The organism is Mesorhizobium kowhaii (genome assembly GCF_042431665.1).
Taxonomy (GTDB): Bacteria; Pseudomonadota; Alphaproteobacteria; order Rhizobiales; family Rhizobiaceae; genus Mesorhizobium; species Mesorhizobium kowhaii.
Genome location: NZ_JBHLYT010000053.1, coordinates 371678 through 395430, shown reverse-complemented (window position 1 = coordinate 395430; position 23753 = coordinate 371678). Strand labels below are relative to the sequence as shown.

The window sequence follows — 23753 nt, the reverse complement described above, 5'->3', positions numbered from 1 at the left end:
GGTCATGCCTTTTCCTGATGCATCGTGGTTTGTTGTGGCGAAGGCGTCGCGTCATCGTCGGCGGAGGCCGCCGCGAGCCTGACGCGGTAGCCGACCGGCAGCAGGCGAAGGCCAAAGCGCTCCTCGATCGTTCCCCACAAGCCGCGCGGCAGGAAGAGCGAGAACAGCACCGCAGTGGCACCAAGCCCGACCAGGTACCAGACGCCGGTGCCGCCGAACCAGGTCTCGATGAGGAAGAACACCAGTGCGCCCAATATGGCGCCCTCGAAGGTGCCGATGCCGCCGACCAGCACCATGAAGATCATGTAGGCGGTCCATTGCACGTTGAAGTAGGTTTTCGGCTGGAAGGTGATCGAGGTCGCCAGCCACAGCGCGCCGGCAATGCCGATGCCGAAGGCGGCAAGCACGAACAGCAGCCGCTTGGTGCCGGTGACGCGCACGCCGACCGAGGCGGCGGCGTCCTCATTGTCCCGGATCGCGCGGATCGCGGCACCCGTGCTGCCGCGCAGCAGGCCAAACAGGATGGCGAGCAGGGCGGTCATCGAGGCCAGGGCCAGCCAGTAGATCGTCGCCCGCCTGGTGCCGGCGTCATAGACATTGAGCGAGATCAGCGACGTGCCGGTTTCGCCCTGCACCAGCCGGTCGAGATTGACCAGGAGATGCGTCAATGCCGCGATGACCCACATGCCGATGGCAAACTCGCCGTTCCTGAGCCGCAGCATGAACAGCGACAGCGGGATAGACACCACGCCGACGACAATTCCCGACGCGAACAGCGCCAGGAATGGGTTGAGGCCTGCATCGGCCAGCCGGATGGCGAAATAGGCGCCGAGCCCGAAGAACACCTGCTGCCCGACCGAGACCAGGCCGCCGAAGCCGGCCAGCGCATTCCACATCGCTGCCAGGATCACATAGATGAACAGCGCGGTCATGCGATCGACCGCGCCGGCCGACAGCAATTGCGGAGCAATCGCAAGCAGCGCGATGATGATTGCGACGGCCATCGCTGCGATCCGCGACGTCGCAGTGCCGCGCTGGATGACAGGCATGGTGGCGGGAGTGCTCATGACGTCCTCCCGAGGCGCAACAGGCCGCGCAGGCCGAGGCCGTACGCGGACAGCCGCACGAACAGCACGACGAGAAAGACAGCGTGGCCGCCGATCAGAAACCCCTGCGGATGCACTTGCGCGCCGAGCGTCTGGGCAAGCGCCAGTACGATGCCGCCGATCAGCGTTCCCCACAGCGATCCGGCGCCGCCGATCACCGCCGCCTCGAAGGCGAACAGCAATTGCGGCGCGCCGGCATAGGGATCGAAGGTGGCGCGCATGCCCAGGAACGCGCCGGCAAGACCAACCGTGACCATGGCGATGGCGGCGGCAATTGCGTTGGCGCGTCGCGCATCGACACCGACCAGGCCGGCGGTGTCGGGGTCTTCCGATGTGGCGCGGATCGAGCGGCCAAGCCGGGTGCGGGTGAGGAACAGCTGCAGCCCGCCCAGCAGGACCACGGCCGTGGCGAACATGATCACGGCGAGCTTGCCGACATAGATGTTGCCGGGCCATTCCCAGGAATCATAGGACAGGCTGCCGATATAGGGAGCCAGCGAACGCGTGTCGGCGCCGAATTGCTCGAACAGCAGATTGTCGATGACGATGGCGAGGCCGAACGTCGTCAGGATCGGCAGCAGGGCGCCGCCGCGTGCGCTGCGTTCGAGCAGGAAGCGCTGCAATGCCCAGCCGATCGCCGCCATCAGCGGCAGGACGATGAGCAGGCCGGCAAAGGGCGAGACGTGGAATCGCGACGCGAGCAGCCACAGCGCATAGGCAGCGAACACGGCAAGGCTGCCATGGGCGAGGTTGATGATGCGCATCACCGAAAACATGAACGACAGGCCGCAGGCGATCAGCGCGTAATAGCCGCCGAGAAGGATGCCCTGGATGATCTGGTTGCTCATGCGGGAACGCTCGCGGTGCCTTTCCGGTGCAGGCCGAAATAGGCCTTCGTTACCTCGTCGCGCGAAACCTCCTTGCTTGGTCCTTCAAGCGCGACACGGCCTTCGAGCATGCAGATGACCCTGTCGGATACCGCGAGCGCCCGGTTGAGGTCCTGTTCGACCAGGATGATCGTCGTGCCTGAAGCGATCAGCCCTTGCAGCGCGGCATAGACACGGTCGACGATCAGCGGCGACAGGCCGAGCGAAACCTCGTCGAGCAGCAGCACGTCCGGATTGCTCATCAGAGCGCGGCCGATCGCCGTCGCCTGCTGCTCCCCGCCCGAGAGATGGCCCGTCTTGGCATGGCGGCGCGGCTTGAGGTTTGGGAACATCTCCAGCACCTTGTCGACGCTCCAGTCGCCCGGCCGGCCGGCGGTCTTGCCGAGCAGAAGGTTCTCCTCGACCGTCATCTGCACGAACAGTCTGCGCCCCTCCGGCACCAGTGCCACACCCATGCCGACGCGTCTGTGCGACGGCACGCTGGTAAGATCGGCGCCGTCCAGCAGCACGCGGCCGGCCGCCGGCTGATGCGCACCGGCGATTGCCCGGAGCAGCGTCGTCTTGCCGGCGCCATTGGCGCCGACCAGCGCCAGTGTTTCGCCGCGTTCGATCGTGAAGCTCACGCCGCGCACCGCCTGCAGGAGGCCGTGCCGGACAACCAGGTTCTCGACCGACAGCAGGCTCATTTCGGGCCTCCGCCGAGATAGGCGCGCACGACCTCGGGATTGCCCATCACCGCTTGCGGCTCGCCGTCGGCGATAATCTTGCCGGCGTCCATGCAGATCAGCCGCTCTGCCACCTGCAGCAGGATGTGGACGATGTGCTCGATCCAGACGATGCCGATCTTGCGCCGGCGCAATTCCTTGATCGTGTCGACAAGTTCGCCGGCTTCGCCATCGGTCAGGCCGCCGCCGATCTCGTCGAGCAGCAGCAGCGTCGGTCTTGCCGCGAGCGCCCGCGCCAGTTCCAGCCGCTTGCGGTCGAGCAGCCCGAGCGTTTCGGCGCGCCGGTTGGCAACGCCCAGCATGCCGCACAGTTTCAGCGAGCCGAGCGCTTCCTCATAGGCCTCGTCGCGGCCGAGGCCGGCGCCATGCGAGGCGGCGACGAAGACATTCTCGAAGGTGGTCATGCCGCTGAACGGTTTCGGCACCTGGTGCGTGCGCACCAGGCCGAGCCGGCAGCGCTGCGTTGCCGACAGCGGAGTCACATCGCCGCCCTTGAAGCTGACCGTGCCCGAACTCGGCAGAAATGCCCCGGCCAGCACACTGAGCAGCGTGGTCTTGCCGGCGCCGTTCGGGCCGACAATGCCGACCGCCTCGTCGGCGGCCATGGTGAAGTCGATAGCATCCAGCACCACCAGTGCACCGAAGCGCTTGTGGATACCGGCGGCGGTCAGGATCGCCTGTTGTTGCGGATGGGTCACCAGGTGATCCTCGTCAGCGGTCCATCAGCCGTTGTAAGGCAGAAGCTTGGCTTCGACGGGCACTTTCGGGTCCGTGGCATTCTCGGTCACGACATAATCGAGCGGGAACTTGCTGCCTTCCTTGGCGGCGACCCACTGCGTGCCGATGATCGGGCCGGGCGAGACATTGGCCACCGGCCCGCTGGTGAAGTCGACCTTGCCGATCATGGTCTCGGTCTTGAGCTGGCTCAGCGCCTTGGCCACCGCCGCCTTGTCCTTGGCGTCGGTGCTTGCCTTCAGCGCTTCGAAGCCGGCGTCGAGCAGCGACATCGAGGCGCCGAGCTGCTGCGTCCACTGCTTGCCGCTCGCGGCCTCATAGCCATCGGCCAGCTCGGTGCCCGAAACACCGGTCAGCGGCGACTTGTAGGGGAAGGCCTTGTGCCAGTAGGCGGCGCTTGAAATCTTCATGCCGAGATCGCCGAGCGCCTCGATATCCGAGGGGAACAGCCCGGTCTTGGCGACCTGGCAGATCTTGATCTGCTTGATCAGCCCTTGCTGCGCCGCCTGGCGCCAGAACGCCGCGAAATCCGGCGGAATCGGGAAGGAATTGAAGATCTCGACGCCTTCCTGCTTGAACAGCGCGATCTGCGAGGAATAGTCGGTGGTGCCGGTCTCATAGGCGCCGGGATCGACGATGGTGAAGCCTTGCTTGGCCAGCAACGGTGCCAGATTGGCGCGGATGGCATTGCCGTCGGCGTCGTTCGGATACATGACGCCGACCTTCTTGTTGGTCTCGATCAGGTTCCATTGCGAGATGTAGGTCTTGAAGAACTCGCCGACGCCGAAGCCGAAATGATAGGTCCATTTGAACGGCGAGGGTGCGCCGGGCTTGGCGCCACGGCCGAAATACCAGGCTTCCCACGGCATGACTGTCGACAGGCACGGCACGCCGGCGGCTTCGCAGGCGTCGGCCACCGGGTTGATCACTTCGGGAGTCGACACCGCCAGCATAAGGTCGATGGCCTGGTTGTTGATCAGGTCCTTGGCCAACTGACCGGCGCGCGACGGATCGGACTGCGTGTCCTGGTCGAGGATTTCGACGCTGTATTTCTTGCCGCCGATGTCGAGCCCGCCGGCCAGCGCCTTGCGGGCCAGATCGAGCACGTAACCATCGGTCTGGCCGAAGCCGGCGAGCGGCCCGGTGCGCGGGCTGACAAAGCCGACCTTGATCGTGTCGCCTGCCTGGGCAAAGGCGCTGCGGCCGCCAAGCGCGAGCGCTGTGCCGCCGGCGATCGATGTGGCGATGAACTGGCGTCGCGATATGCCTGGAATAGCGTGGGTCATGTGTTCCTCCCTCTGTGGTGACGCCTCGCGGCAACCACCGGTTCGTTCAACGCTTTTGCCGCTTGAGACGGTGATCCACCGCCATCGATGGCGGCGAATGGCACGATTTTCGATCCTCCATCGTCACAGTGCACCACCGGTTTGGTTCGGTAAAATGATATTTTTCGGTGTTTCATTAACCCCTGGGTTAGGAAACGGCGCGGTCCGGATGACGTCCGGTTGAAATGCTCCGAGACGTCAGCTGCCTTGCCTTGCCGCTTCGCGGATGGTTTGCAGCAGGATGGAGAAGGCCGGCGAGGGTGCCGTGTCGGTCCGCATCGTCAGGCCGACCGGACCTTTGGTTTCCTCGGTGTTGACCGGCAAGGCGACGAAGGCGCCGCTGCCGAGTTCATTGGCGACGACGCCGGCCGAAATGATCCAGACGGCATTGCTCTGCCGCAGGAAGGCGCGGCCGAAGGAGTCCGAGACGGTTTCAATCTCCGTTGCCGGTGCGGTCATGCCGTTGGTGATGAACAGCCGGTCGACGAAGGGGCGGATGACCGATTCCCGCGTCGGCATCAGCATCGGGAATTCGTCGAGCCGTGCGAACACATCCTGGTTGGGATCTAGCAGCGGGTGTCCCGCTCGCACCACGAACAGCACCTGTTCGGAATAGAGGTGCTCGAAGAAGAAGCCGGTCATGTTCTCCGGCGCCGCCAGCCGCCCGACAACGAGATCGAGCGCGCCGATGCGCAATTGTTCGAGCAGCACCGCGTTCTCGCCGGTGACGATCTTGATCGCCGCCCGGGTGCCCTCCTTGAGAAACAGGGTCATGGCAAGCGGCATCACCCGCGCTGACACCGTCGGCAGCGCGCCGATGCGGATCGGGTGCCGGTTGACCGCCCCGTCCTGCCTGACGGAATCGACGCCTTGCTTGAGCGCCGTGATCGCCGTGCCGGCATGGCGAAGGAAGATCTCGCCGATGCGCGTCAGCCTGATGCCGCGGCCGTCGCGTTCGACCACCGCCACGCCGAGCGCCTCTTCCAGTTCGCGCAACGTCTTGGTCACCGCCGGTGGGCTGACATGCAGAAAATCTGCCGCTCTCGCCACGCTTCCCTGCCGCGCAACTTCCAGGAATGTCTGTAGGTGACGGAACCGGATGCGGCTCTCGGACATGGATTTGATAACCCCTGAGTTAATGAAACGGCGCAAAATATCATTTTACCGAACCAAATGCCTTGTGCAATGTGGGGATGGAGGACCGAAATCGTGCCATTCGTCACCATCGGCGGCATCACGCTGCACCACCGTCGCATCGAGACGAACGGCAGTGCGCACCCGATCGTGTTCATCAATTCGCTAGGCACTGACTTCCGGATCTGGGACCAGGTCCTGTCGATCCTGGACGGTGAAATGCCGCTGCTGGTCTACGACAAGCGTGGCCACGGGCTCTCCGACATCGGCGACATCAGGTCGATCGACGATCATGTCGATGATCTCTCGGCGCTCATCGATCATTTCGGACTGGGCAAGGTCGTGCTGTGCGGCCTGTCGGTCGGCGGCATGATCGCGCAAGGGCTCTATGCCAGGCGCCCGGAGATCGTCGAGGCCATGATCCTGTGCGACACGGCCCACAAGATCGGCACGACCGAGAGCTGGAACACACGCATTTCGATCGTGGAACGGCACGGCATCGAGGCGATCGCCGACGGCGTGATGAAAGTATGGTTCACGCCGGATTTCCATGTCGCGCGCGCTGCCGACCTTGCTGGCTGCCGCAACATGCTGACCCGGCAAGCGCTGCCCGACTATGTTGGAACCTGCATCGCGGTCCGCGACGCCGATTTCACCGATAGCGCTAGACGGATCGCGGTGCCGACCCTTTGCATCGCCGGCGACCAGGACGGCTCGACGCCTCCCGACCTTGTCCGCTCGCTCGCCGCTCTGATTCCCGGCGCGCGCTTCGAGATCATCCGCGACGCCGGACACATTCCTTGTGTCGAACAGCCCGAAGCGCTGACCGCCCTGATCCGCAATTTTATCGCATCGCTTGCCCTTGGAGCCGAAACCCATGGATGAAGTCCCCGCCAACGCCGCCAGATATCGCACGGGCCTCGCGGTGCGGCGGTCCGTGCTCGGCGACCGCCATGTCGACCGGGCCGAGGTCGCCGCCACCGATTTCGACCAGCCTTTCCAGGAGCTGATCACCGAGGCCGCGTGGGGAACGGTGTGGGCGCGGCCGGGCTTCACCAAGCGCGAGCGCTCGATCGTCACGCTGGCGCTGCTGGCCGCACTCGGCCATGATGAGGAGGTCGCCATGCATGTGCGCGCCACCGTCAACACCGGTGCCTCGCGCGACGATATCTGCGAAGCGTTCCTGCATGTCGCCATCTATGCCGGCGTGCCGGCCGCCAACCGTGCCTTCAAGATCGCCAAGGACGTGTTTTCGGAAATGGACGGAGCCAAGAATGCCCGCTGAGTCCGGATCGAACCGGAGGCCCGAGACCGGCGCCTTCTTCCAGCGCGACCGGACCTGGCATCCGCCGGCGTTGACGCCGAACTACAAGACCTCCGTGCTGCGCTCGCCGCAGAAGGCGCCGCTCGCCTTCGACAACACGCTGTCGGAGATTGCAGGCCCGGTCTTCGGTCACGCCATGCTCGGCGAACTCGACGCCGACCTGATCCATAATTTCGCCAGACCCGGCGAGAGCGCCATCGGCGAGCGCATCATCGTCTATGGACGGGTGCTCGACGAACGCGGCATGGGCGTGCCCGGCGCGCTGCTCGAATTCTGGCAGGCCAATGCCGGCGGCCGCTACCGCCACAAGAAGGACGGCTATCTGGCGCCGCTCGACCCGAATTTCGGCGGCTGCGGCCGCGCCATCACCGGTGAGGATGGCGGCTATGCCTTTCGCACCGTCAAGCCCGGTCCCTATCCCTGGCCGAACGGGCCGAACGACTGGCGGCCCTCGCATATTCACTTTTCGGTCTTCGGCCACGGCTTTGCGCAACGGCTGATCACGCAGATGTATTTCGAAGGCGACCCGCTGATCTGGCACTGCCCGATCGCGCGCGGCATCCCCGACAGGGCAGCCATCGAAACGCTGATCGCCGCGCTCGACATGCAAGCGACGATCCCTTTCGACGCGCGCGCCTACAAGTTCGACATCGTGCTGCGCGGGCGCCGCTCCTCGCTGTTCGAAAACAGGCTGGAGGGCAATTGATGGCCCAGTCGCTCGACCGGCTCAGGGAAAGCCCTTCGCAGACCGCGGGACCCTATGTCCATATCGGGCTGACCCCAAATTTCTGCGGCATCGGCGGCGTCTATGCGAGCGACCTTGGTGCGACCATGGTCAACGACAAGACCAGGGGCGAGCGCATCGGCCTGCGCATCCGCGTGCTCGACGGCACCGGCACGCCGCTCAAGGACGCGCTGATCGAGGTCTGGCAGGCGGATGCGGACGGGCTCTACAATTCGCCGGCTGAATTGCGCGGCGCTGCCGATCCGAATTTCCTCGGTTGGGGCCGTTGCCCGACCGACATGGACACCGGCCTGTGCGCGTTCGAGACGATCAAGCCCGGCCGCGTACCGTTCGGCGATGGCCGCCTGATGGCGCCGCACATCACGCTCTGGATCGTTGCCCGCGGCATCAATCTCGGCTTGCACACGCGGCTCTATTTTTCGGACGAGGAAAAGGCCAATGCGCAGGATCCGATCCTGGCGCGCATCGAGCACCGCATTCGTGTGCCGACACTGATCGCCGATCGCACCGGCGATATTTATGTCTTCGACGTCCATCTCCAGGGGGAGAAGGAAACGGTCTTCTTCGACAGCTAGGAGAGCCGCGACATGACCGTATCGCCCTTCGACCATCCATTGCTCTCCGCCCTTCTCGGCGACGAGGAAGCGAGCCGACATTTTTCCGTCGAGGCGGAAATCGAGGCGATGCTGGCGTTCGAGCGTGCGCTGGCCGAAGTGGAAGCGGAAAACGGACTGATCACAGGGGAGGCGGCAGCAGCCATCGTGTCGGCGCTGGCCTCGTTCCGGCCTGACACCGCCCTGCTGCGCGCCGGCGTCGCCAGGGACGGCGTCATGGTGCCGGAACTGGTTCGCCAGATCAGGACGGCGGTCGGCGAACCGCATGGTGCCTCCGTTCATTTCGGCGCGACCAGCCAGGATGTCATCGATACGGGCCTGATGCTTCGGCTCAAATCCGTCGTCGAACATCTCGGCCTGCTGTTGACCGAAACCGTCATGCGCTTCGCTTCGCTCGAAGAGCGTTTTGGGGGCAGGGCGCTGACCGGGATGACACGCATGCAGCCGGCGGTTCCGATCAAGGTGGCGGATCGCATAGTGGCGTGGCGGGAGCCGCTGCAACGGCACCAGGAGAGGCTGTCGGAACAATCGAGGCGCCTGCTGGCGGTGCAATTCGGCGGTGCCGCCGGCACGCTGGAAAAGTTGGATGACAAGGGGCCGGCGGTACGCGCCGCACTTGCGGCAAAGCTCGGCCTTGCCGATGCGCCGCAATGGCAGAGCCAGCGCGACGCGCTCGCCGATTTTGCCGGCTGGCTGTCGCTGGTGACCGGCAGCCTCGGCAAGTTCGGCCAGGACATTGCGCTGATGGCGCAAGGTGGCACCGACATCGCGCTTTCGGGCGGCGGCGGCTCGTCGGCCATGCCGCACAAGCAGAACCCGGTGAAGGCCGAAGCGCTGGTGGCACTTGCCCGCTTCAACGCCACGCAGCTTTCCGGCATGCATCAGGCCGTGGTGCATGAGCAGGAGCGGTCGGGCGCCGCCTGGACGCTGGAATGGCTGCTGCTGCCGCAGATGGTGGTGGCGACAGCCGCGTCGCTGCGGCTTGCCGCCGGACTGGCCGGGCAGATCGAAAGCCTGGGGCGCTGATGCGCACGCAAATCCTCATTGTCGGTTCCGGACCCTCCGGCCTGCTGCTTGGCCAGCTTCTCGGCACGATCGGAGTCGAGACGGTCATTCTCGAGCGCTCGAGCCGCGAGCATGTGCTCGGCCGTGTGCGCGCCGGTGTGCTCGAACAAGGCACGGTCGAACTGCTGGAGGAAGCGGGTGCCGCGGCGCGGCTGCACGCCGAGGGGCTGCCGCATTCCGGTATCTCGCTCGCCTTCGACCAACGCCTGCACCGCATCGACCTTGAGGCGCTGACTGGCGGCAAGCATGTCACCGTCTACGGCCAGACCGAAGTGACGCATGATTTGATGGACAAGCGCGATGCGGCAGGGCTGACCACGATCTACGAGGCGGCAAACGTCACGCTGAACGATTTCGACGGTGAGGCGCCTTTTGCCACCTATGACAAGGATGGCGTCACGCATCGCATCGACTGCGACTTCATTGCCGGCTGTGACGGCTATCACGGCGTCAGCCGCAAATCGGTGCCTGAGCGGGCGCTGAAAACCTTCGAGCGGCACTATCCGTTCGGTTGGCTCGGTGTGCTGGCCGAAGTGCCGCCGGCCGATCACGAACTGGTCTACGCCAATCACGAGCGGGGTTTTGCGCTATGCTCGATGCGCTCGACGCACCGCAGCCGCTACTATGTGCAATGCCCCGAGGGCGACCGCGTCGAGGCGTGGTCCGACGACCGCTTCTGGGACGAGTTGCGTCGCCGCTTGCCGGAGCAGACGGCAGCAGGCGTCGTTACCGGCCCATCCTTCGAGAAGTCGATCGCGCCGTTGCGCTCCTTTGTAGCCGAGCCGCTGCGTTTCGGCCGGCTGTTCCTGGTTGGGGACGCCGCCCACATCGTGCCGCCGACCGGCGCCAAGGGTCTTAACCTCGCCGCCAGCGATGTGCGCTACCTCTCTACCGGCCTGCGCGACTACTACCGCGAGAAATCGCACGCAGGCATCGACGCCTATTCAGGCAAGGCGCTGGCCCGCGTCTGGAAGGCGGTGCGCTTTTCCTGGTGGATGACGACGATGCTGCACCGCTTTCCCGACACCGGCGATTTCGGCCAGCGCATCCAGGAAGCCGAGCTCGACTACCTCGTACATTCGCGTGCCGCGTCGACCGCGCTGGCCGAGAACTATGTCGGGCTGCCTTACTAATGCATGTCGCCCAAAAGTGGTCCCGGTTTTGGGACAACGACATGCATAAAGACAAAGCCTTAAAGCGCGGCGCGCTTTAAGGGCCGCACCGCCGGCGATCATCATTCAGCGTCTTGCTGCCTAGCTAAGTCCGACAGCATCGGGCGCTGCCCCTTGAGGATTTTTACCTCGGCCTCCGGCAAGGTGAACCAGCCCGCTCTGTCGACCTCCGGGAACTCCTTCAGGGATCCCGACCTTGGCGGCCATTCCATGGTGAAAGTGTTGCTCTTGATGGCAGCCACATCGATGTCGATGCGCGCCTCGACAGACCATGCCATAACGATCTTTCCGCCCGGTTGCCTGTAGTCGCCGAGCCGCGCGAAGGGACCATCGACCTTGACGCCGAGCTCTTCCTCGGTCTCGCGTTGCGCTGCCGTCAACTCGTCCTCGTTCTCGTCGACGAGGCCCTTCGGTATCGACCACGCGCCATCGTCCTTCTTCGCCCAGAACGGTCCGCTTGGATGAACCAGCAACACCCTGAGATCGCCGTCGCCTCGACAGTAGATCAGCAATCCCGCACTGCGTTTTGCCATTTTTTGATGTCCGTTTGTGAAGCTGGTTGCGAAGGCGGCGGTCTACCGATTCTCCTGGATCATGGGTGCCGACCTTGCGCCAGATGATTGCGACGCTATGTCAGGTGCAGCTGCATTGCTCCTCACCCGCGAGTCCGGCAATCTGGCACCATCGCTTGTTTGGCGGCTCGAAGGCTAGTTGGGGCGTGACGATGCAACTTGGTCTTATTGGCTACTACAGCGACTTCGTGGTGTATCCGCTGGTGATCGCCTTGCTGGCAGTGGCCGGGCTGATCGAGGCCGGCGAAGACAATGCGCCTGGCTGGATAGTCACTGTCGTCGCCGGTCTCTTCCTCTGGACGCTGACCGAATACCTGCTGCACCGGTTCGTCCTTCACCATATTCCCTACATCAAGGATTTGCATGATCGTCACCATGTCGAGGAGCGCAGTTCGGTGGGCACGCCGACCTGGCTCAGTCTGGGGGTGCATGCGCTGGTCGCGTTTTTCCCGGTTTGGATGGTTTCAGATTTTGCAACGGCAAGCGCGGTCAGTTGCGGGCTGATGCTGGGGTACCTCTGGTACATCAGCATCCATCACATGATTCATCATTGGCACCCCTCCCATCCGAGTTATCTCTACACACTCAAGCGTCGCCACGCGCTGCATCATCATGTCGACGAAACGGCCAATTTTGGCGTGACGTCCATATTCTGGGATCGTGTTTTCGGCACGGCGCGGCTTTGAAGCCAGAGGCGCGTGCCTCAGTCGTTCAACGCCTTTTTCCGCGACCGCCGGGGGATTTGGCTCCGCGAGGTCCGCTCTGAACCGGCGTGTTGTTCTGGTTTTCGTCGGACAGTTTTCGCCAGCGGGCAAGACGCTCCGGATCGAGCGTACCAGCCTTCAACGCAGCCTGCACCGCGCAGCCCGGTTCATGCACGTGGGTGCAGTCGCGGAACTTGCAGAGCGGCGCGAGCTCGGTGATTTCGGCAAACAGCGTGTCGATGCCGTAAGCGACGTCGCTGACCTGCAGCGTCCGCATTCCCGGTGTGTCGATCACCCAACCGCCACCCGCGATGGAATGCAGCGACCGCGACGTGGTGGTGTGGCGTCCCTTGGCGTCGTGTTCGCGGATGTCTCCGGTCTGTTGCGGCAAGTGCTGTGCCGACCCGGCCAGCGTGTTGACCAGCGTCGATTTGCCGACCCCGGAGGAGCCGACCAGCGCGACCGTCTGCCCCGCGCCGCACCAGGCAGCGAGCGCGGATGCCGCATCTGATGTGCGGGGGTTCAGCGTCACGACCGCCAAGCCACGCTGCAGCGCGGCAGCCCCCCGCTGATATGCCTCGGCGTCAGCTGCGGTATCGGCTTTGGTCAGCAGGATCACCGGCGTCGTCCCGGCCTCGTTGGCCAGCGCCAGATAGCGCTCGAGCCGGGCCGGATTGAAGTCGGCATTGCATGAGGTGACGATGAACAGCGTGTCGACATTGGCCGCGGCAAGCTGCGGCACCCTGCCGCCCTGGGTGCGGCGTTCCAGCACCGTCTTGCGGGTCAGGCGGCGCTGCACAAGGTTGTCATGCGCGTCGACGAGCACCCAGTCGCCGACCGCATAGTCACCGGTGTTCGCCTGCGCCGGCAGCGTCAGATCGATTGGCCCAGCCTGAGACAGGCCGGTCAGGCGGTCGCGATGGACCGTGGCGATCCGCGTCGGGACGAGATTTGCTTCGCCGGGCTCGAGCTGGTCGCCGAAGAAATCCGTCCAGCCCAGGCTGGCGAGCGATGGTGTGGCGTGATCCGTCACGGCTTTGACCAAGGGCACGGCGTCGCAGACATCGGACAGTATCCTGGCAGGTGAGGCGCGAACGGGGTGGGGCGATTGCCCAGCCGTGTATGGGCGGCATGGCGGCATTTGGCAAGCCGGACCCTTGCCGATGGCCGAGCGGCAAGCGTCTGTGCGGAACCTATCCAGGCGACCATGCGCGGTGAGTGACGGACCAGATCGGGGAGGCGTCGCGTGAGCCCCCGATTGCTACCGTCCCAGCAGATTGCGCTCGACGGTTCTCAGATGCGCCAGCATCGCCTGGCTGGCACTCTCGGGATCGCGCCGCAACAGCGCATCGAGAACCATCTGGTGCTCGCTGCAATAGATGCTGCGGCGTTCTTCCGAAAACGATCGCTTCTTCATTTCGAACCATGGCGCCTGGTTGCGCAGGATGCGCATCAGATTGTGGATCTCCTTGAGGAAGTCGTTGCGCGAGCAAGCGAAGATGCGGTGGTGAAACTCCGCGTCCCAGTGCTCGAAGGTCGGCATGTCTTGCGACTCCGAGGCGATCTTGTGCGCCTCGCGCACAGCGTTGAGTTCGGTGGCGCTGGCATTGGTGGCGGCGAAGGATGCCGCTGCCGGCTCGAGCAATTGCCGGATCTCCATCATGTCGGCCGGGCTGGTGCCTTCCATCCGGCTGACGGTCGCCGCCATCGAGCCCGGAGTGGCGGTCAGGAACGTTCCGCGCCCGACATGGCGGACCACTGTACCGTCATCCTCGAGGAAGGAGACGGCGCGCCGCACCGTGTTACGCGCCACACCGAATTCGCTTGCCAGGTCGCGCTCGGGCGGCATGCGGCCATTCTCGATCCATTCGCCTGACGAGATGCGTTTCTTCAGGGCGGTGGCGATATCGTTGGCGACGAGCTTTGGCATGTCTGGCAGCTTTTATCTGATCCGGTGTTGAACCATAGATATCAGCTTCCGAAGCCGTCGTCCATTCCGCCAGATTGCCGGCATGCCCCGCGGAAGTCCATTGGCAGCCAACGAACGCGGTTGGTAGGACCAAGTCAGATTCCACTTGCGGCCTAAACCAATCGGCGATAGCGTGTAACGAAAGAGCGAAAAATTGGCTCAGTATTGGTTCAGGGAGGATGTGGATGCGGGTCGCGACTTTTTCGATCGCCGGCGAACGTCGCGTGGGTCTTGTCGACCTTGATGCCCAGACCGTCGCCCCTTTCGATTTTGCCGTCGATCAGGCTAAGGCCGGCATCCTGGCCTTGATCGAGCGCAATGGCGCCGGCTTGCCGCGCACCCTGTCGCCGATTCCGTTGGCGCAGGTCGAGATCGAGGCGCCGATCCCGCGGCCGCGCCGCAACATCTTTTGCGTCGGCAAGAACTATCACGAGCATGCGCATGAATTCGCCCGCAGCGGCTTCGATTCCAGCGCCGGCGCCGGCGCGATCCCGAAACACCCGATCATCTTTTCCAAGGTTCCGGAATCGGTCGTCGCCAATCATGCCAGCGTGCTGATCGATTCCTCCGTCTCGACGGCCATCGACTATGAGGCCGAACTCGCCGTCATCATCGGCAAGGGCGGACGCGGCATCTCGAAAGCGGACGCCCTCGACCATGTCTGGGGCTACACCATCGTCAACGACGTCACGGCCCGCGACCTGCAAGGCAAATACAGTCAGTGGCTGATCGGCAAATCGCAGGACACGTTCTGTCCGATGGGGCCGTGGGCGGTGACCAGGGATGAACTCGATCTGGCGACCGCCGGCATCCGCTGTTTCGTCAACGAGGACCTGCGCCAGGATTCCCGGATATCGCTGCTCATCTTCGACATTCCGACCATCATCGCCACGCTCTCGCAAGGCATCACGCTGAAACCCGGCGACATCATCGCCACCGGCACGCCGGTCGGCGTCGGCATCGGCTTTGATCCGCCAAAATATTTGAAGGCCGGCGACGTCGTTCGCATCGAGATCGACGGCATCGGCACGCTGGAAAACCGCTTCGCGGAGTATGCGCAATGACGACGGTGACAGTTGGCCAGGTCGTTGCGGAAGTCGTCGGCGAGGGCGCTGCCGTGGTGATGATCCATGGCCTCGGCGGCACCTCGAACATGTTCCAGCCGCAGATGGCGGCGCTTTCGGCCTATCGTGTCATCCGGCTCGACCTGCCGGGCTCCGGCCGTTCGCCGCGCCCGATCGAGCCGCTGACCATGGAACTGATGAGCGACGCCGTCATCCGCGCCATGGCCGGCATGGGTGTCACTACTGCGCATTTCGTCGGCCATTCGATGGGCACCATCGTTTGCCAGCAGATTGCAGCAACGCAGCCCTCGCTGGTCGCCTCGCTGGCGCTGTTCGGTGCACTGGCCGAGCCGGCTGAAGCCACCAGGCAAGGGCTTGCCAACCGGGCACGGCTGGCGCGCTCGGGCGGCATCGCCGATATCGCCGACCAGATCGTCGCCAATGCGATTTCGGCGCACACCCGGGAAACCTCACCGGCAGCCGTCGCCTTCGTGCGGGAATCGATCACCCGCCAGGATCCGGAATCCTACGCCCGCACCTGCGAGGCGCTGGCCAAGGCGATCGCGGTCGATGCGCGCCGGATCTCGGCGCCGGCGCTGCTCGTCACCGGCGATGCAGACACGGTCAATCCGGCGGGCGTCGGCCAGGCGCTTGCCGACAAGATCAAGGGCGCCGTATTCTCGTCACTGGATCGGTGCGGGCACTGGGCCACGGTGGAAAGCCCGCGCGAAAGCAGCCAGAAGCTCGCCGATTTTTTGAGACGGGTTGATAGGTGAGAATTTCTGATCGGGCGTAGAACTACGCGCTCGGCAAGTTGGGAGGCTTGTGATGGCAGACGACAGCTGGAACAGCAACGGTTCGAGCAGCACGCTGTTCACCAATGTGCGCGTGCTCGACGCCACCGGTGAATATCCCTACACCGGCGAGGTGCTGGTGCAGGGCAACCGCATCAAGCAGATCACCAAGGGCTCGTCGCGCTTCGGCTCGTCCTCGTCGTCTTCCTACGGCGGTGGCGCAACGGTCATTGACGGCATGGGCGCGACGCTGATGCCCGGCATGATCGACGCGCATCTGCATCTGTCCTGGAACAACGCGCCCGGCATCGATCCCATCCAGATGATGGAGGTCGAAGAGCACATGCTGGTCACCATGGAAATGGCCAAGCTGGTGCTCGATGCCGGCTTCACCGCCGGCCGGGGTGCGGCCGCCGCCAAGCCGCGTCTCGATGTCGTCGCGAAGAAATTCATCAACCAGGGCCGTTTCCCGGGACCGCGTTATCTCGCGGCCGGTCCGGAGATCACCACGGTCGGCGGCCTCGGCGATTCCGCGCCGTCGCACATTCCGCACGAAGGCCTCAATCTCGGCATCGTCGTTTCCGGCCCCGAGGAAATCCGCCGCACCGTCCGCCAGCTGATCAAATACGGCGTCGATTCCATCAAGCTCAATTTGTCCGGCGAGAGCATCACCGGCATGGGCGCCGAAGAGACGCCGATGTCGGAAGAGGAGGTCGCCATGGCTGCCTCCGAGGCGCGCTGCCGCAACAAGGTGCTGTCGGCGCATGCGCGTTCGTCCGGATCGGTCAAGCAGTGCGTCCGCCACGGCATCCAGAACATCTACCATGCCTCTTTTGCCGACGAGGAAGCGCTCGACATGCTCGAGGCGGTCAAGGACAAGCATTTCGTCGCGCCCGGCATTGCCTGGCTGATCAACACCGCGCGTTATGCCGAGCAATGGGGCATCAAGCCGGGTTCGCCGCTGTCGCTCGAATATGAGCGCGAGCTGGAAATGTGCATCGAGACGATGAAGAAGATGCACCGGCGCGGCATCCGCGTCTGCATCGGCGGTGACTACGGCTTTGCCTGGACGCCGCAAGGCACCAACGCCAAGGATATCCAGACCTTCGTCGAGATGCTCGGCTTCTCGCCGATGGAAGCGATCCAGGCCGGCACCAAATATGGCGGCCAGATCATGAACATGGGCGACGAGCTCGGCATGATCAAGGAAGGCTATCTCGCCGACATCCTGCTGGTCGACGGCGATCCGATCTCCGATGTGCGCATCCTGCAGGACAAGAACCGCATCCTCGCCATCATGAAGGACGGCAAGTTCCACAAGGCGCCGCGCATGAACGAGCAGCGCCGGCGGCTGACGGCATGAGCCTGCTCGACCAGCCATCCTCGTCGTCGCTTGCCGGCGGCGGCATGACACGCCGGCAGGCCTGGGGCCTCGTCGGCCTGCTTGCCGCCGCCGTCATCGCATGGCTGGTCTTTGCCGTCTGGCCGGATTGGCTGAACGCGATCCTGATCTCGAAGAAGGCCTTTGTCAGCGCCATCCTCAACGGCATCACGCTGGCCGGCCTGTATTTCCTCGTCGCCAGCGGTTTCACGCTGATCTTCGGCCTGATGCGCAACGTCAATCTGGCGCATGGCTCGCTCTATCTGCTCGGCGCCTATATCGGCTACGAGGTCACCAACCGCACCGGCTACTGGCTGCTCGGCGTCGCTGCCGGCTTTGCCGTGCTGGCCATCGTCGGCGTCGTCATGCAGGTCTTCGTCTTCCGCCGCCTGGAAGGCGACGACCTGCGCCAGACCCTGGTCAGCATCGGCATCTCGATCGTCGCCGCCGACCTGATGCTGGCTGTATGGGCGGGCGGCACCTATCAGATCACCACGCCGGAATGGCTCGACGGCGCCCTGACGCTCCCGATCATCACGGCGGTGCGCTCCAACGGCGCCTCGGTCTTCCTCACCTATCCGCTCTACCGCGTCGTCGTGCTGGCGGCGGCGATCGTCATCGGCGTCGGGCTCTGGCTGATGCTGCACCGGACCCGTGTAGGCATGATGATCCGCGCCGGCGTCGATGACCGCGCCATGCTGCAGGCGTCCGGCGTCAATGTGCATGCGGTGTTTGCCATCGTCTTTGCGGTCGGCGCCGGGCTTGCCGGCTTTGCCGGTGTCGTCGGCGGTTCGGCGCTGTCCGTCGCGCCCGGCGAGGACGTCCGCTATCTCCTGGCGTCGCTGGTCGTCGTCATCGTCGGCGGCATGGGCTCGATATCAGGGGCCGCCATCGGCGCGTTGCTGATCGGCCTCGCCGAACAGATCGGCCTCGTCTACTTCCCGACCTATGGCATCGTGCTGACCTTCGTCATCATGGTGGTGACGCTGGCGGTCAGGCCGCAAGGCATCATGGGGAAGGCGAGATGAGCCTGGCCATTGCCACAGACGGCACGACGCCGCAGCAGAACTGGCTGGAGAAGCTCGGCGCCGGCCACATCATCCTCGCCGTCGCGCTTGTGCTTTATCCCTTGGTGGCTTCGGATTTCTTCCTGACCCAGATCGGGGGGTATTCCCTGGTCTTCGGCATGCTGGGGCTGTCGCTGATGCTGCTCGCCGGCTATGGCGGCATGGTCAGCCTGGCGCAGATCACGGTCGCCGGCATCGCCGCCTATGCCATCGCCATCCTCGGCAACAACAATTCCAACGTCCTTGGCTTCGGCTGGCCGTGGTGGCTCGCGGTGCCCTTCGCCGTTCTGGCGGCGGCACTGTCGTCGGCGCTGATCGGCTGGATCTCGGTGCGCACCGAGGGCATCTACACCATCATGATCACGCTGGCGATCGCCACCGCGACCTACTATTTCGCCCAGCAGAACTACGCCATCTTCAATGGCCATTCCGGCTATGCCGGCATCCGCGCACCGGCGTTCTGGGGTATCAGCTGGCGCGACCCTCGGCCCTTCTATTACCTTTGCCTTGGGCTGGCGGTGCTGTCCTATGCGGCCGTGCTCTATGGCTCGCGCTCGACCTTCGGCATGACTTTGCAGGCGATCCGCGATAACCCGCGACGCATGCGCGCGCTTGGCTATCACGTCACCGCGCACAAGGTTTTTGCTTGGGCTTTGGCCGGCGTCATCGCCGGATTGGCGGGCGTGTTGTTGGTCTGGTTCAACGGCCGCGTCTCGCCCGGCACCATCGGCGTCGACGCCGCCATCGACGTGCTGATCATTGCTGTCATCGGCGGCCTTCGCCATCCGATCGGGCCGTTTCTCGGCGCGGTCGTCGTCGTCCTGATGCAGACCTTCGCCATCGACATCGTCGGCGCCGAGCGTTTCAACACGCTGATCGGCATGGTGTTCCTGGTGATCGTCTTCGTCTCACCGGATGGAATTCTTGGGTTGTGGGGGAGGATCAAGCCACATCTTGCCCAGGAGTCCTTGCGTCCCGGCCCCTAGCTGTCGGGATGGATCAACCACTGCAAAAACGAAATCAACGGGAGGAAATCATGAGGATGCATAGACGTACATTACTTGCCCTGGCGGTGTTCACCGGGCTGACCGCCCCTTCAATGGCGCTGGCTGCCGACGACACCATCAAGATCGGCCTGCTCGCCACCTTCGAGGGGCCGTTCACGGTGCTCGGTGAAGACAGCGAGCGCGGCGCCATGACGGCGGTTGCCGAGATGAACGGCACCGTCGCCGGCAAGAAGATCGAGATCGTCAAGGGCTCGTCCGACGCCTCGCCCGACAGCGCCGTGCGCGCGGCGCGCAAGCTGGTCGAGCAGGACGGCGTCAAGGTGCTGGTCGGCCCGCTTTCGGGCGACGAAGGCCTCGCCGTCAAGGACTATGCCAAGACGCAGCCGAATGTGACCTTCATCAACGGCACCTCGGCCGCGCAGGACACCACGCTGCGCGATCCGGCGGAAAATTTCTTCCGCTTCTCGACCGACGGCGCCCAGTGGATGGCCGGCCTCGGCACCTATGCCTTCAAGGACAAGGGCTACAAGAAGGTCGCCACCGTCGCCGAGGATTATTCCTTCCCCTACACGCAGGTGTTCGGCTTCATGGCCGAGTTCTGCAAGGCCGGCGGCCATGTGCCGTCGAAGTCCTGGGTGCCGATCGGCAACAAGGATTTCTCTTCGGTTATCGCCGCCATCCCCGAGGACGTCGATGCGATCTACGTCGCGCTCGGCGGTGCCGACGCGGTCAACTTCCTGACCCAATACCAGCAGGGCGGCGGCTCCGCACCGCTGATCGGCGGTTCGATCACCGTCGACCAGACGGTGCTGACCTCGAAAGGCAAGCTGCGCGATGTGCTGAAGGGCACACCCTCGGCCGGGCCGACGGCAGACACCAATGACGCACCGGCGTGGAAGACGTTTGTCGAGGCCTACAAGAAGCAGCCAGGCGCCTTTCCCTCGCCCTCGCTCTTCGCCCATGGCTACTATGTCGACATGAAGGCGACGCTGCTCGGTCTCGACCAGGTCGGTGGCGATGTCTCCGACGGCGGCAAGAAGTTGCGGGACGCGCTGTCGAAACTGTCCTTCGACACGCCGACCGGCAAGGTGTCGCTCGACAAGAACCGCAACGCCATTGCCGACATCTTCCTGACCGAGGTCACCGAAGGCGCTGACGGCAATCTCATGAACAAGCTGGTCAAGGTCGTGCCGCAGGTCAACCAGACGCTCGGCATTCCCGAAGACGAATTCATGAAGCTCGGCGCGGTCAACCGCGACAATCCGAGCTGCCCGTAACATCGGAATTCGAGTGTAGCCGCCAGTGACCGAAAGCCTCGCAGCAAACCGCCTCCAGAGCACCGGCGCCTATGCGCTGGAGCTCGATGGCGTGGCGCGGCATTTCGGGGCGCTGGTGGCGCTCTCGGGCATCACTATGAGGATCGCGGCCGGTGAACGGCGCGCGGTCCTCGGCTCCAACGGCGCCGGCAAGACGACCTTGTTCAACGCCATGACCGGCGACTTCCTGCCGACAGCCGGACGCATCCGCTTCTTCGGCGAGGACATCACCGATCTGCCGCCGCATGAACGCATCCGCCGCGGCCTGCGGCGCACCTATCAGATTTCGCAGCTGTTCAAAGGACTGTCGGTTCTCGATTCCATCTTTCTCGCTTGCCGTGGCGTCTCGCGCCGGCGGTTTTCGCTGCTGCGCCCGACCACGACCGACGTCAACATGGTGCAGGCGGAATCGATCCTCAACGCCGTGCATCTCGAAGCCTATCGTGACACCCTTGTGGCGACGCTGAGCCACGGCCAGCAGCGCCAGCTGGAGATTGCGCTGGCGCTCGCCGGTGCACCGCGCTTCATCCTGTTCGACGAGCCGGCCGCAGGTCTGTCGCCGACCGAGCGCCGCGACCTCGTTGCCATCCTCAACGCGCTGCCCAAGCATATCGGCTACATCATCATCGAGCACGATCTCGATGTCGCGCTGCGCGTGTCGGAACATGTCTCGATGATGCACAATGGCCGCCTGTTCAAGGAAGGCACGCCGCAGGAGATCGAGGCCGATCCCGAGGTCCAGGAGATCTATCTCGGGGGCAAGCATGGCTGAGCGCCAGACCCCCTCCGGCAAGCCGGCCAAGGACATCCTCAGGATAGACGACCTGCAGGTCTTCTACGGCGAAAGCCATGCCCTGCAGGGCGTTTCGCTGACGCTGGAGAGCGGCGTGCTGTCGGTGGTCGGCCGCAACGGCATGGGCAAGTCGACGCTCTGCAACACCATCGTCGGCTTGAAGCGCGCGAAGTCCGGTTCGATCCGTGTCGACGGCCGTGAGATCACGTCTCTCGAGCCGCACGAGATACATCGTCTCGGCGTCGGCTATGTGCCGCAAGGGCGCCGCGTCTGGCCGAGCCTGACGGTCGACGAACATCTGCGGCTTGCCGCCGGCAACAGGCGCGATGCCAATTGGACGGTCGAGCGCGTCTACCAGACCTTCCCGCGCCTCGCCGAGCGCCGGACCAATGGCGGCTCGCAATTGTCGGGTGGCGAACAGCAGATGCTGGCGATTTCACGCGCGCTGCTCAGCGATCCGAAGCTGCTGGTCATGGACGAACCGACCGAAGGACTGGCGCCGATCATCGTCGACCAGGTCGAACAGATGCTGGTCGACCTCGCCGCCGAAGGCGAGTTGGCGGTTCTGGTAATCGAGCAGAACATCGGCGTGGCGACCGCGGTGTCGAACCATGTCGCCATCATGGTCAACGGCCGCATCAACCGGCTGATGGACGCCAAGGCACTTGCCGCCGATCGTGAGTTGCAGCAGCGGCTGCTCGGTGTCGGCCGCCATGCCGAGGAAGCGCCCGTAACGCCGGCCGAAGCCGCGCAGGCAAAGGAACAATTGGCCGAAGTCTATCGGGTCGACCGCGCTGGCGCCGGCTCGGCCGAACCAACGCCGCGGAATGGCGTCTATCGTCCCGTCACCGAATTGCCCAACCGCTGGAACGTACCGGTCACCGAATTGCGCCAGGCCGCGGTCGACAAGGCAGCACCTCAGGACGACCTGAAGAAGGTCTTCGCCATTCCCTTTGCCGAGCGCATCGGCCGGACCGTGCTGGTTGTCGGCACCTTCGACACCAAGGGCAAGGAACTGCGCTTCGTCGCCGACCGGCTGAAGTCGCTGGGCATCCCGGTCCGTACCGTCGATCTGTCGACATCGGGAAAGCCGACAAGCGCCGACGTGCCGGCCATGCAAGTGGCCGGCATGCACCCGCGCGGTTCGTCCGCGGTTTTCACCAATGATCGCGGCGGCTCGGTCAGCGCCATGGCTGACGCCTTCGCCCGCTGGATCGAGCGCGAGCCACGCATCGGCGGCGTCATCTCGGCCGGCGGTTCCGGCGGCACCACACTGGCCACGGCCGGCATGCGGGTGCTGCCTGTCGGCATCCCCAAGCTGATGGTCTCGACGGTGGCGGCCGGCGATGTCGCCAAATATGTCGGCGGCGCCGACATCATGATGTTCCATTCGGTCGCCGATGTTCAGGGTCTGAACTCGATCACCGAACAGGTGCTGTCCAATGCCGCGCATGCGATGGCCGGCATGGTCGCGCAACTGCCCAACGCCGAGGCGTGGGAAGCAAAGCGCAAGCTGGCGCGGCCGGCCGTCGGCATCACCATGTTCGGCGTCACCACGCCCGCCGTGCAAGCGGTGACCAGGCGGCTTGAAGCCGACTATGATTGTCTCGTCTTCCACGCCACCGGCATCGGCGGGCGGGCGATGGAAAATCTCGGCGACTCGCGGCTGCTGTCGGCGTTCCTCGACCTGACCACCACGGAGGTGGCCGACATGATCGTCGGCGGTGTGTTCCCGGCGACAGAGGATCGCTTCGGCGCGGCGATCCGCACCGGACTGCCGTATGTCGGCTCGACCGGCGCGCTGGACATGGTCAATTTCGGCCCGCGCGACAGCGTGCCGGAGAAATTCCGCAGCCGCAAACTCGTCATCCACAATCCGAATGTCACGCTGATGCGCACCACGCGCGACGAGAACCGCGCCTTCGGCGAATGGATCGGCACGCGGCTCAACGCCATGAACGGCCCGGTGCGCTTCCTGTTGCCCGAAGGCGGCGTCTCGATGCTCGATGCGCCCGGTCAGCCGTTTCACGATCCGGAGGCTGACAACGCGCTGTTCGAGGCCATCGAGAAGACAGTTCGCCGCACACCGCTGCGCCATGTCGAGCGGGTGCGGGCGAACATCAACGATACGCCTTTCGTCGACGCGGTGATTTCTGCGTTTCACGCGATCACGCCGAAGCTGCAGAGGCGGGCATGAAGAATTGGACTTCGCCACCGTGCGGGTGGATGTTTGAAAACACTGCCGGTCGCCCCG

General features: G+C 64.5%; 24 protein-coding genes. 15 read left to right on the top strand and 9 right to left on the bottom strand.

Features of this window, described 5'->3' with window-relative positions; all coding sequences use genetic code 11:
* Positions 1–2: 2 nt before the first annotated feature.
* The 6 genes from ACFFNA_RS29280 to pcaQ form a co-directional block, all read right to left on the bottom strand.
* The gene (locus tag ACFFNA_RS29280) at positions 3–1067 is read right to left on the bottom strand and encodes a branched-chain amino acid ABC transporter permease (RefSeq protein WP_378923356.1); all 1065 of its coding nucleotides are present in this window, start codon (positions 1065–1067) and stop codon (positions 3–5) included.
* Complete coding sequence (locus tag ACFFNA_RS29275; protein ID WP_378923355.1) at positions 1064–1954, bottom strand: branched-chain amino acid ABC transporter permease; 891 nt, start codon at positions 1952–1954, stop codon at positions 1064–1066. Before ACFFNA_RS29275 ends, ACFFNA_RS29280 begins: the two co-directional genes overlap by 4 nt.
* On the bottom strand, positions 1951–2679 hold the full coding sequence (locus ACFFNA_RS29270; protein ID WP_378923354.1) for an ABC transporter ATP-binding protein: 729 nt from the start codon (positions 2677–2679) through the stop codon (positions 1951–1953). The genes ACFFNA_RS29275 and ACFFNA_RS29270 overlap by 4 nt, the downstream gene beginning before the upstream one ends.
* Positions 2676–3419 carry an ABC transporter ATP-binding protein gene (locus tag ACFFNA_RS29265; RefSeq protein ID WP_378923828.1) on the bottom strand — a complete coding sequence of 248 codons (744 nt, stop codon included), beginning with the start codon at positions 3417–3419 and terminating at the stop codon, positions 2676–2678. The genes ACFFNA_RS29270 and ACFFNA_RS29265 overlap by 4 nt, the downstream gene beginning before the upstream one ends.
* Before the next feature lie 21 nt (positions 3420–3440).
* Positions 3441–4739 carry an ABC transporter substrate-binding protein gene (locus tag ACFFNA_RS29260; RefSeq protein ID WP_378923353.1) on the bottom strand — a complete coding sequence of 433 codons (1299 nt, stop codon included), beginning with the start codon at positions 4737–4739 and terminating at the stop codon, positions 3441–3443.
* A 237-nt stretch (positions 4740–4976) separates the two neighbouring features.
* On the bottom strand, positions 4977–5894 hold the full coding sequence (gene pcaQ / locus ACFFNA_RS29255) for a pca operon transcription factor PcaQ (protein WP_378923352.1): 918 nt from the start codon (positions 5892–5894) through the stop codon (positions 4977–4979).
* A 93-nt stretch (positions 5895–5987) separates the two neighbouring features.
* On the opposite strand from pcaQ, the gene pcaD reads away from it, so the two are divergent.
* The 6 genes from pcaD to pobA are packed head-to-tail and all read left to right on the top strand — an operon-like array spanning position 5988 to position 10793.
* The gene (gene pcaD / locus ACFFNA_RS29250) at positions 5988–6797 is read left to right on the top strand and encodes a 3-oxoadipate enol-lactonase (RefSeq protein WP_378923351.1); all 810 of its coding nucleotides are present in this window, start codon (positions 5988–5990) and stop codon (positions 6795–6797) included.
* On the top strand, positions 6790–7197 hold the full coding sequence (gene pcaC / locus ACFFNA_RS29245; protein WP_111547017.1) for a 4-carboxymuconolactone decarboxylase: 408 nt from the start codon (positions 6790–6792) through the stop codon (positions 7195–7197). Before pcaD ends, pcaC begins: the two co-directional genes overlap by 8 nt.
* Complete coding sequence (gene pcaH / locus ACFFNA_RS29240; protein ID WP_378923350.1) at positions 7187–7942, top strand: protocatechuate 3,4-dioxygenase subunit beta; 756 nt, start codon at positions 7187–7189, stop codon at positions 7940–7942. Before pcaC ends, pcaH begins: the two co-directional genes overlap by 11 nt.
* On the top strand, positions 7942–8556 hold the full coding sequence (gene pcaG / locus ACFFNA_RS29235; protein ID WP_378923349.1) for a protocatechuate 3,4-dioxygenase subunit alpha: 615 nt from the start codon (positions 7942–7944) through the stop codon (positions 8554–8556). Before pcaH ends, pcaG begins: the two co-directional genes overlap by 1 nt.
* A 12-nt stretch (positions 8557–8568) precedes the next feature.
* On the top strand, positions 8569–9621 hold the full coding sequence (locus ACFFNA_RS29230) for a 3-carboxy-cis,cis-muconate cycloisomerase (protein WP_378923348.1): 1053 nt from the start codon (positions 8569–8571) through the stop codon (positions 9619–9621).
* Complete coding sequence (pobA, locus tag ACFFNA_RS29225) at positions 9621–10793, top strand: 4-hydroxybenzoate 3-monooxygenase (RefSeq protein WP_378923347.1); 1173 nt, start codon at positions 9621–9623, stop codon at positions 10791–10793. The genes ACFFNA_RS29230 and pobA overlap by 1 nt, the downstream gene beginning before the upstream one ends.
* 101 nt (positions 10794–10894) lie before the next feature.
* Here pobA and ACFFNA_RS29220 read toward each other — a convergent pair whose 3' ends face one another.
* Complete coding sequence (locus ACFFNA_RS29220; RefSeq protein WP_378923346.1) at positions 10895–11365, bottom strand: NUDIX hydrolase; 471 nt, start codon at positions 11363–11365, stop codon at positions 10895–10897.
* 65 nt (positions 11366–11430) lie between these two features.
* On the opposite strand from ACFFNA_RS29220, the gene ACFFNA_RS29215 reads away from it, so the two are divergent.
* On the top strand, positions 11431–12090 hold the full coding sequence (locus tag ACFFNA_RS29215; protein WP_378923345.1) for a sterol desaturase family protein: 660 nt from the start codon (positions 11431–11433) through the stop codon (positions 12088–12090).
* A gap of 25 nt (positions 12091–12115) precedes the next feature.
* Here ACFFNA_RS29215 and rsgA read toward each other — a convergent pair whose 3' ends face one another.
* Both rsgA and ACFFNA_RS29205 read right to left on the bottom strand, forming a co-directional pair.
* On the bottom strand, positions 12116–13159 hold the full coding sequence (gene rsgA / locus ACFFNA_RS29210; RefSeq protein ID WP_378923344.1) for a ribosome small subunit-dependent GTPase A: 1044 nt from the start codon (positions 13157–13159) through the stop codon (positions 12116–12118).
* 210 nt (positions 13160–13369) lie between these two features.
* A complete protein-coding gene (locus ACFFNA_RS29205; protein ID WP_378923343.1) occupies positions 13370–14038 on the bottom strand; it encodes a FadR/GntR family transcriptional regulator in 669 nt (222 codons plus the stop codon).
* A gap of 224 nt (positions 14039–14262) precedes the next feature.
* Between ACFFNA_RS29205 and ACFFNA_RS29200 the strand changes: the two genes are divergently transcribed.
* Genes ACFFNA_RS29200 through ACFFNA_RS29165 form a run of 8 tightly spaced genes read left to right on the top strand, consistent with a single transcriptional unit; the run spans position 14263 to position 23696 of the window.
* Positions 14263–15141 carry a fumarylacetoacetate hydrolase family protein gene (locus ACFFNA_RS29200; RefSeq protein ID WP_111547210.1) on the top strand — a complete coding sequence of 293 codons (879 nt, stop codon included), beginning with the start codon at positions 14263–14265 and terminating at the stop codon, positions 15139–15141.
* Entirely contained in the window at positions 15138–15917 is a 780-nt protein-coding gene (locus ACFFNA_RS29195) for an alpha/beta fold hydrolase (protein ID WP_378923342.1), read from the top strand. The genes ACFFNA_RS29200 and ACFFNA_RS29195 overlap by 4 nt, the downstream gene beginning before the upstream one ends.
* Positions 15918–15969: 52 nt before the next feature.
* A complete protein-coding gene (locus tag ACFFNA_RS29190) occupies positions 15970–17298 on the top strand; it encodes a metal-dependent hydrolase family protein (protein WP_378923341.1) in 1329 nt (442 codons plus the stop codon).
* Positions 17295–18344: a branched-chain amino acid ABC transporter permease gene (locus ACFFNA_RS29185; protein WP_111547007.1), complete on the top strand. Its 1050-nt coding sequence runs from the start codon at positions 17295–17297 to the stop codon at positions 18342–18344. Before ACFFNA_RS29190 ends, ACFFNA_RS29185 begins: the two co-directional genes overlap by 4 nt.
* On the top strand, positions 18341–19369 hold the full coding sequence (locus tag ACFFNA_RS29180; protein WP_378923340.1) for a branched-chain amino acid ABC transporter permease: 1029 nt from the start codon (positions 18341–18343) through the stop codon (positions 19367–19369). Before ACFFNA_RS29185 ends, ACFFNA_RS29180 begins: the two co-directional genes overlap by 4 nt.
* Before the next feature lie 50 nt (positions 19370–19419).
* Complete coding sequence (locus ACFFNA_RS29175) at positions 19420–20667, top strand: ABC transporter substrate-binding protein (protein WP_111547209.1); 1248 nt, start codon at positions 19420–19422, stop codon at positions 20665–20667.
* Positions 20668–20692: 25 nt separating this feature from the next.
* The gene (locus tag ACFFNA_RS29170) at positions 20693–21478 is read left to right on the top strand and encodes an ABC transporter ATP-binding protein (RefSeq protein ID WP_378923339.1); all 786 of its coding nucleotides are present in this window, start codon (positions 20693–20695) and stop codon (positions 21476–21478) included.
* Positions 21471–23696: an ABC transporter permease gene (locus tag ACFFNA_RS29165; RefSeq protein ID WP_378923338.1), complete on the top strand. Its 2226-nt coding sequence runs from the start codon at positions 21471–21473 to the stop codon at positions 23694–23696. The genes ACFFNA_RS29170 and ACFFNA_RS29165 overlap by 8 nt, the downstream gene beginning before the upstream one ends.
* Positions 23697–23753 lie beyond the last annotated feature (57 nt).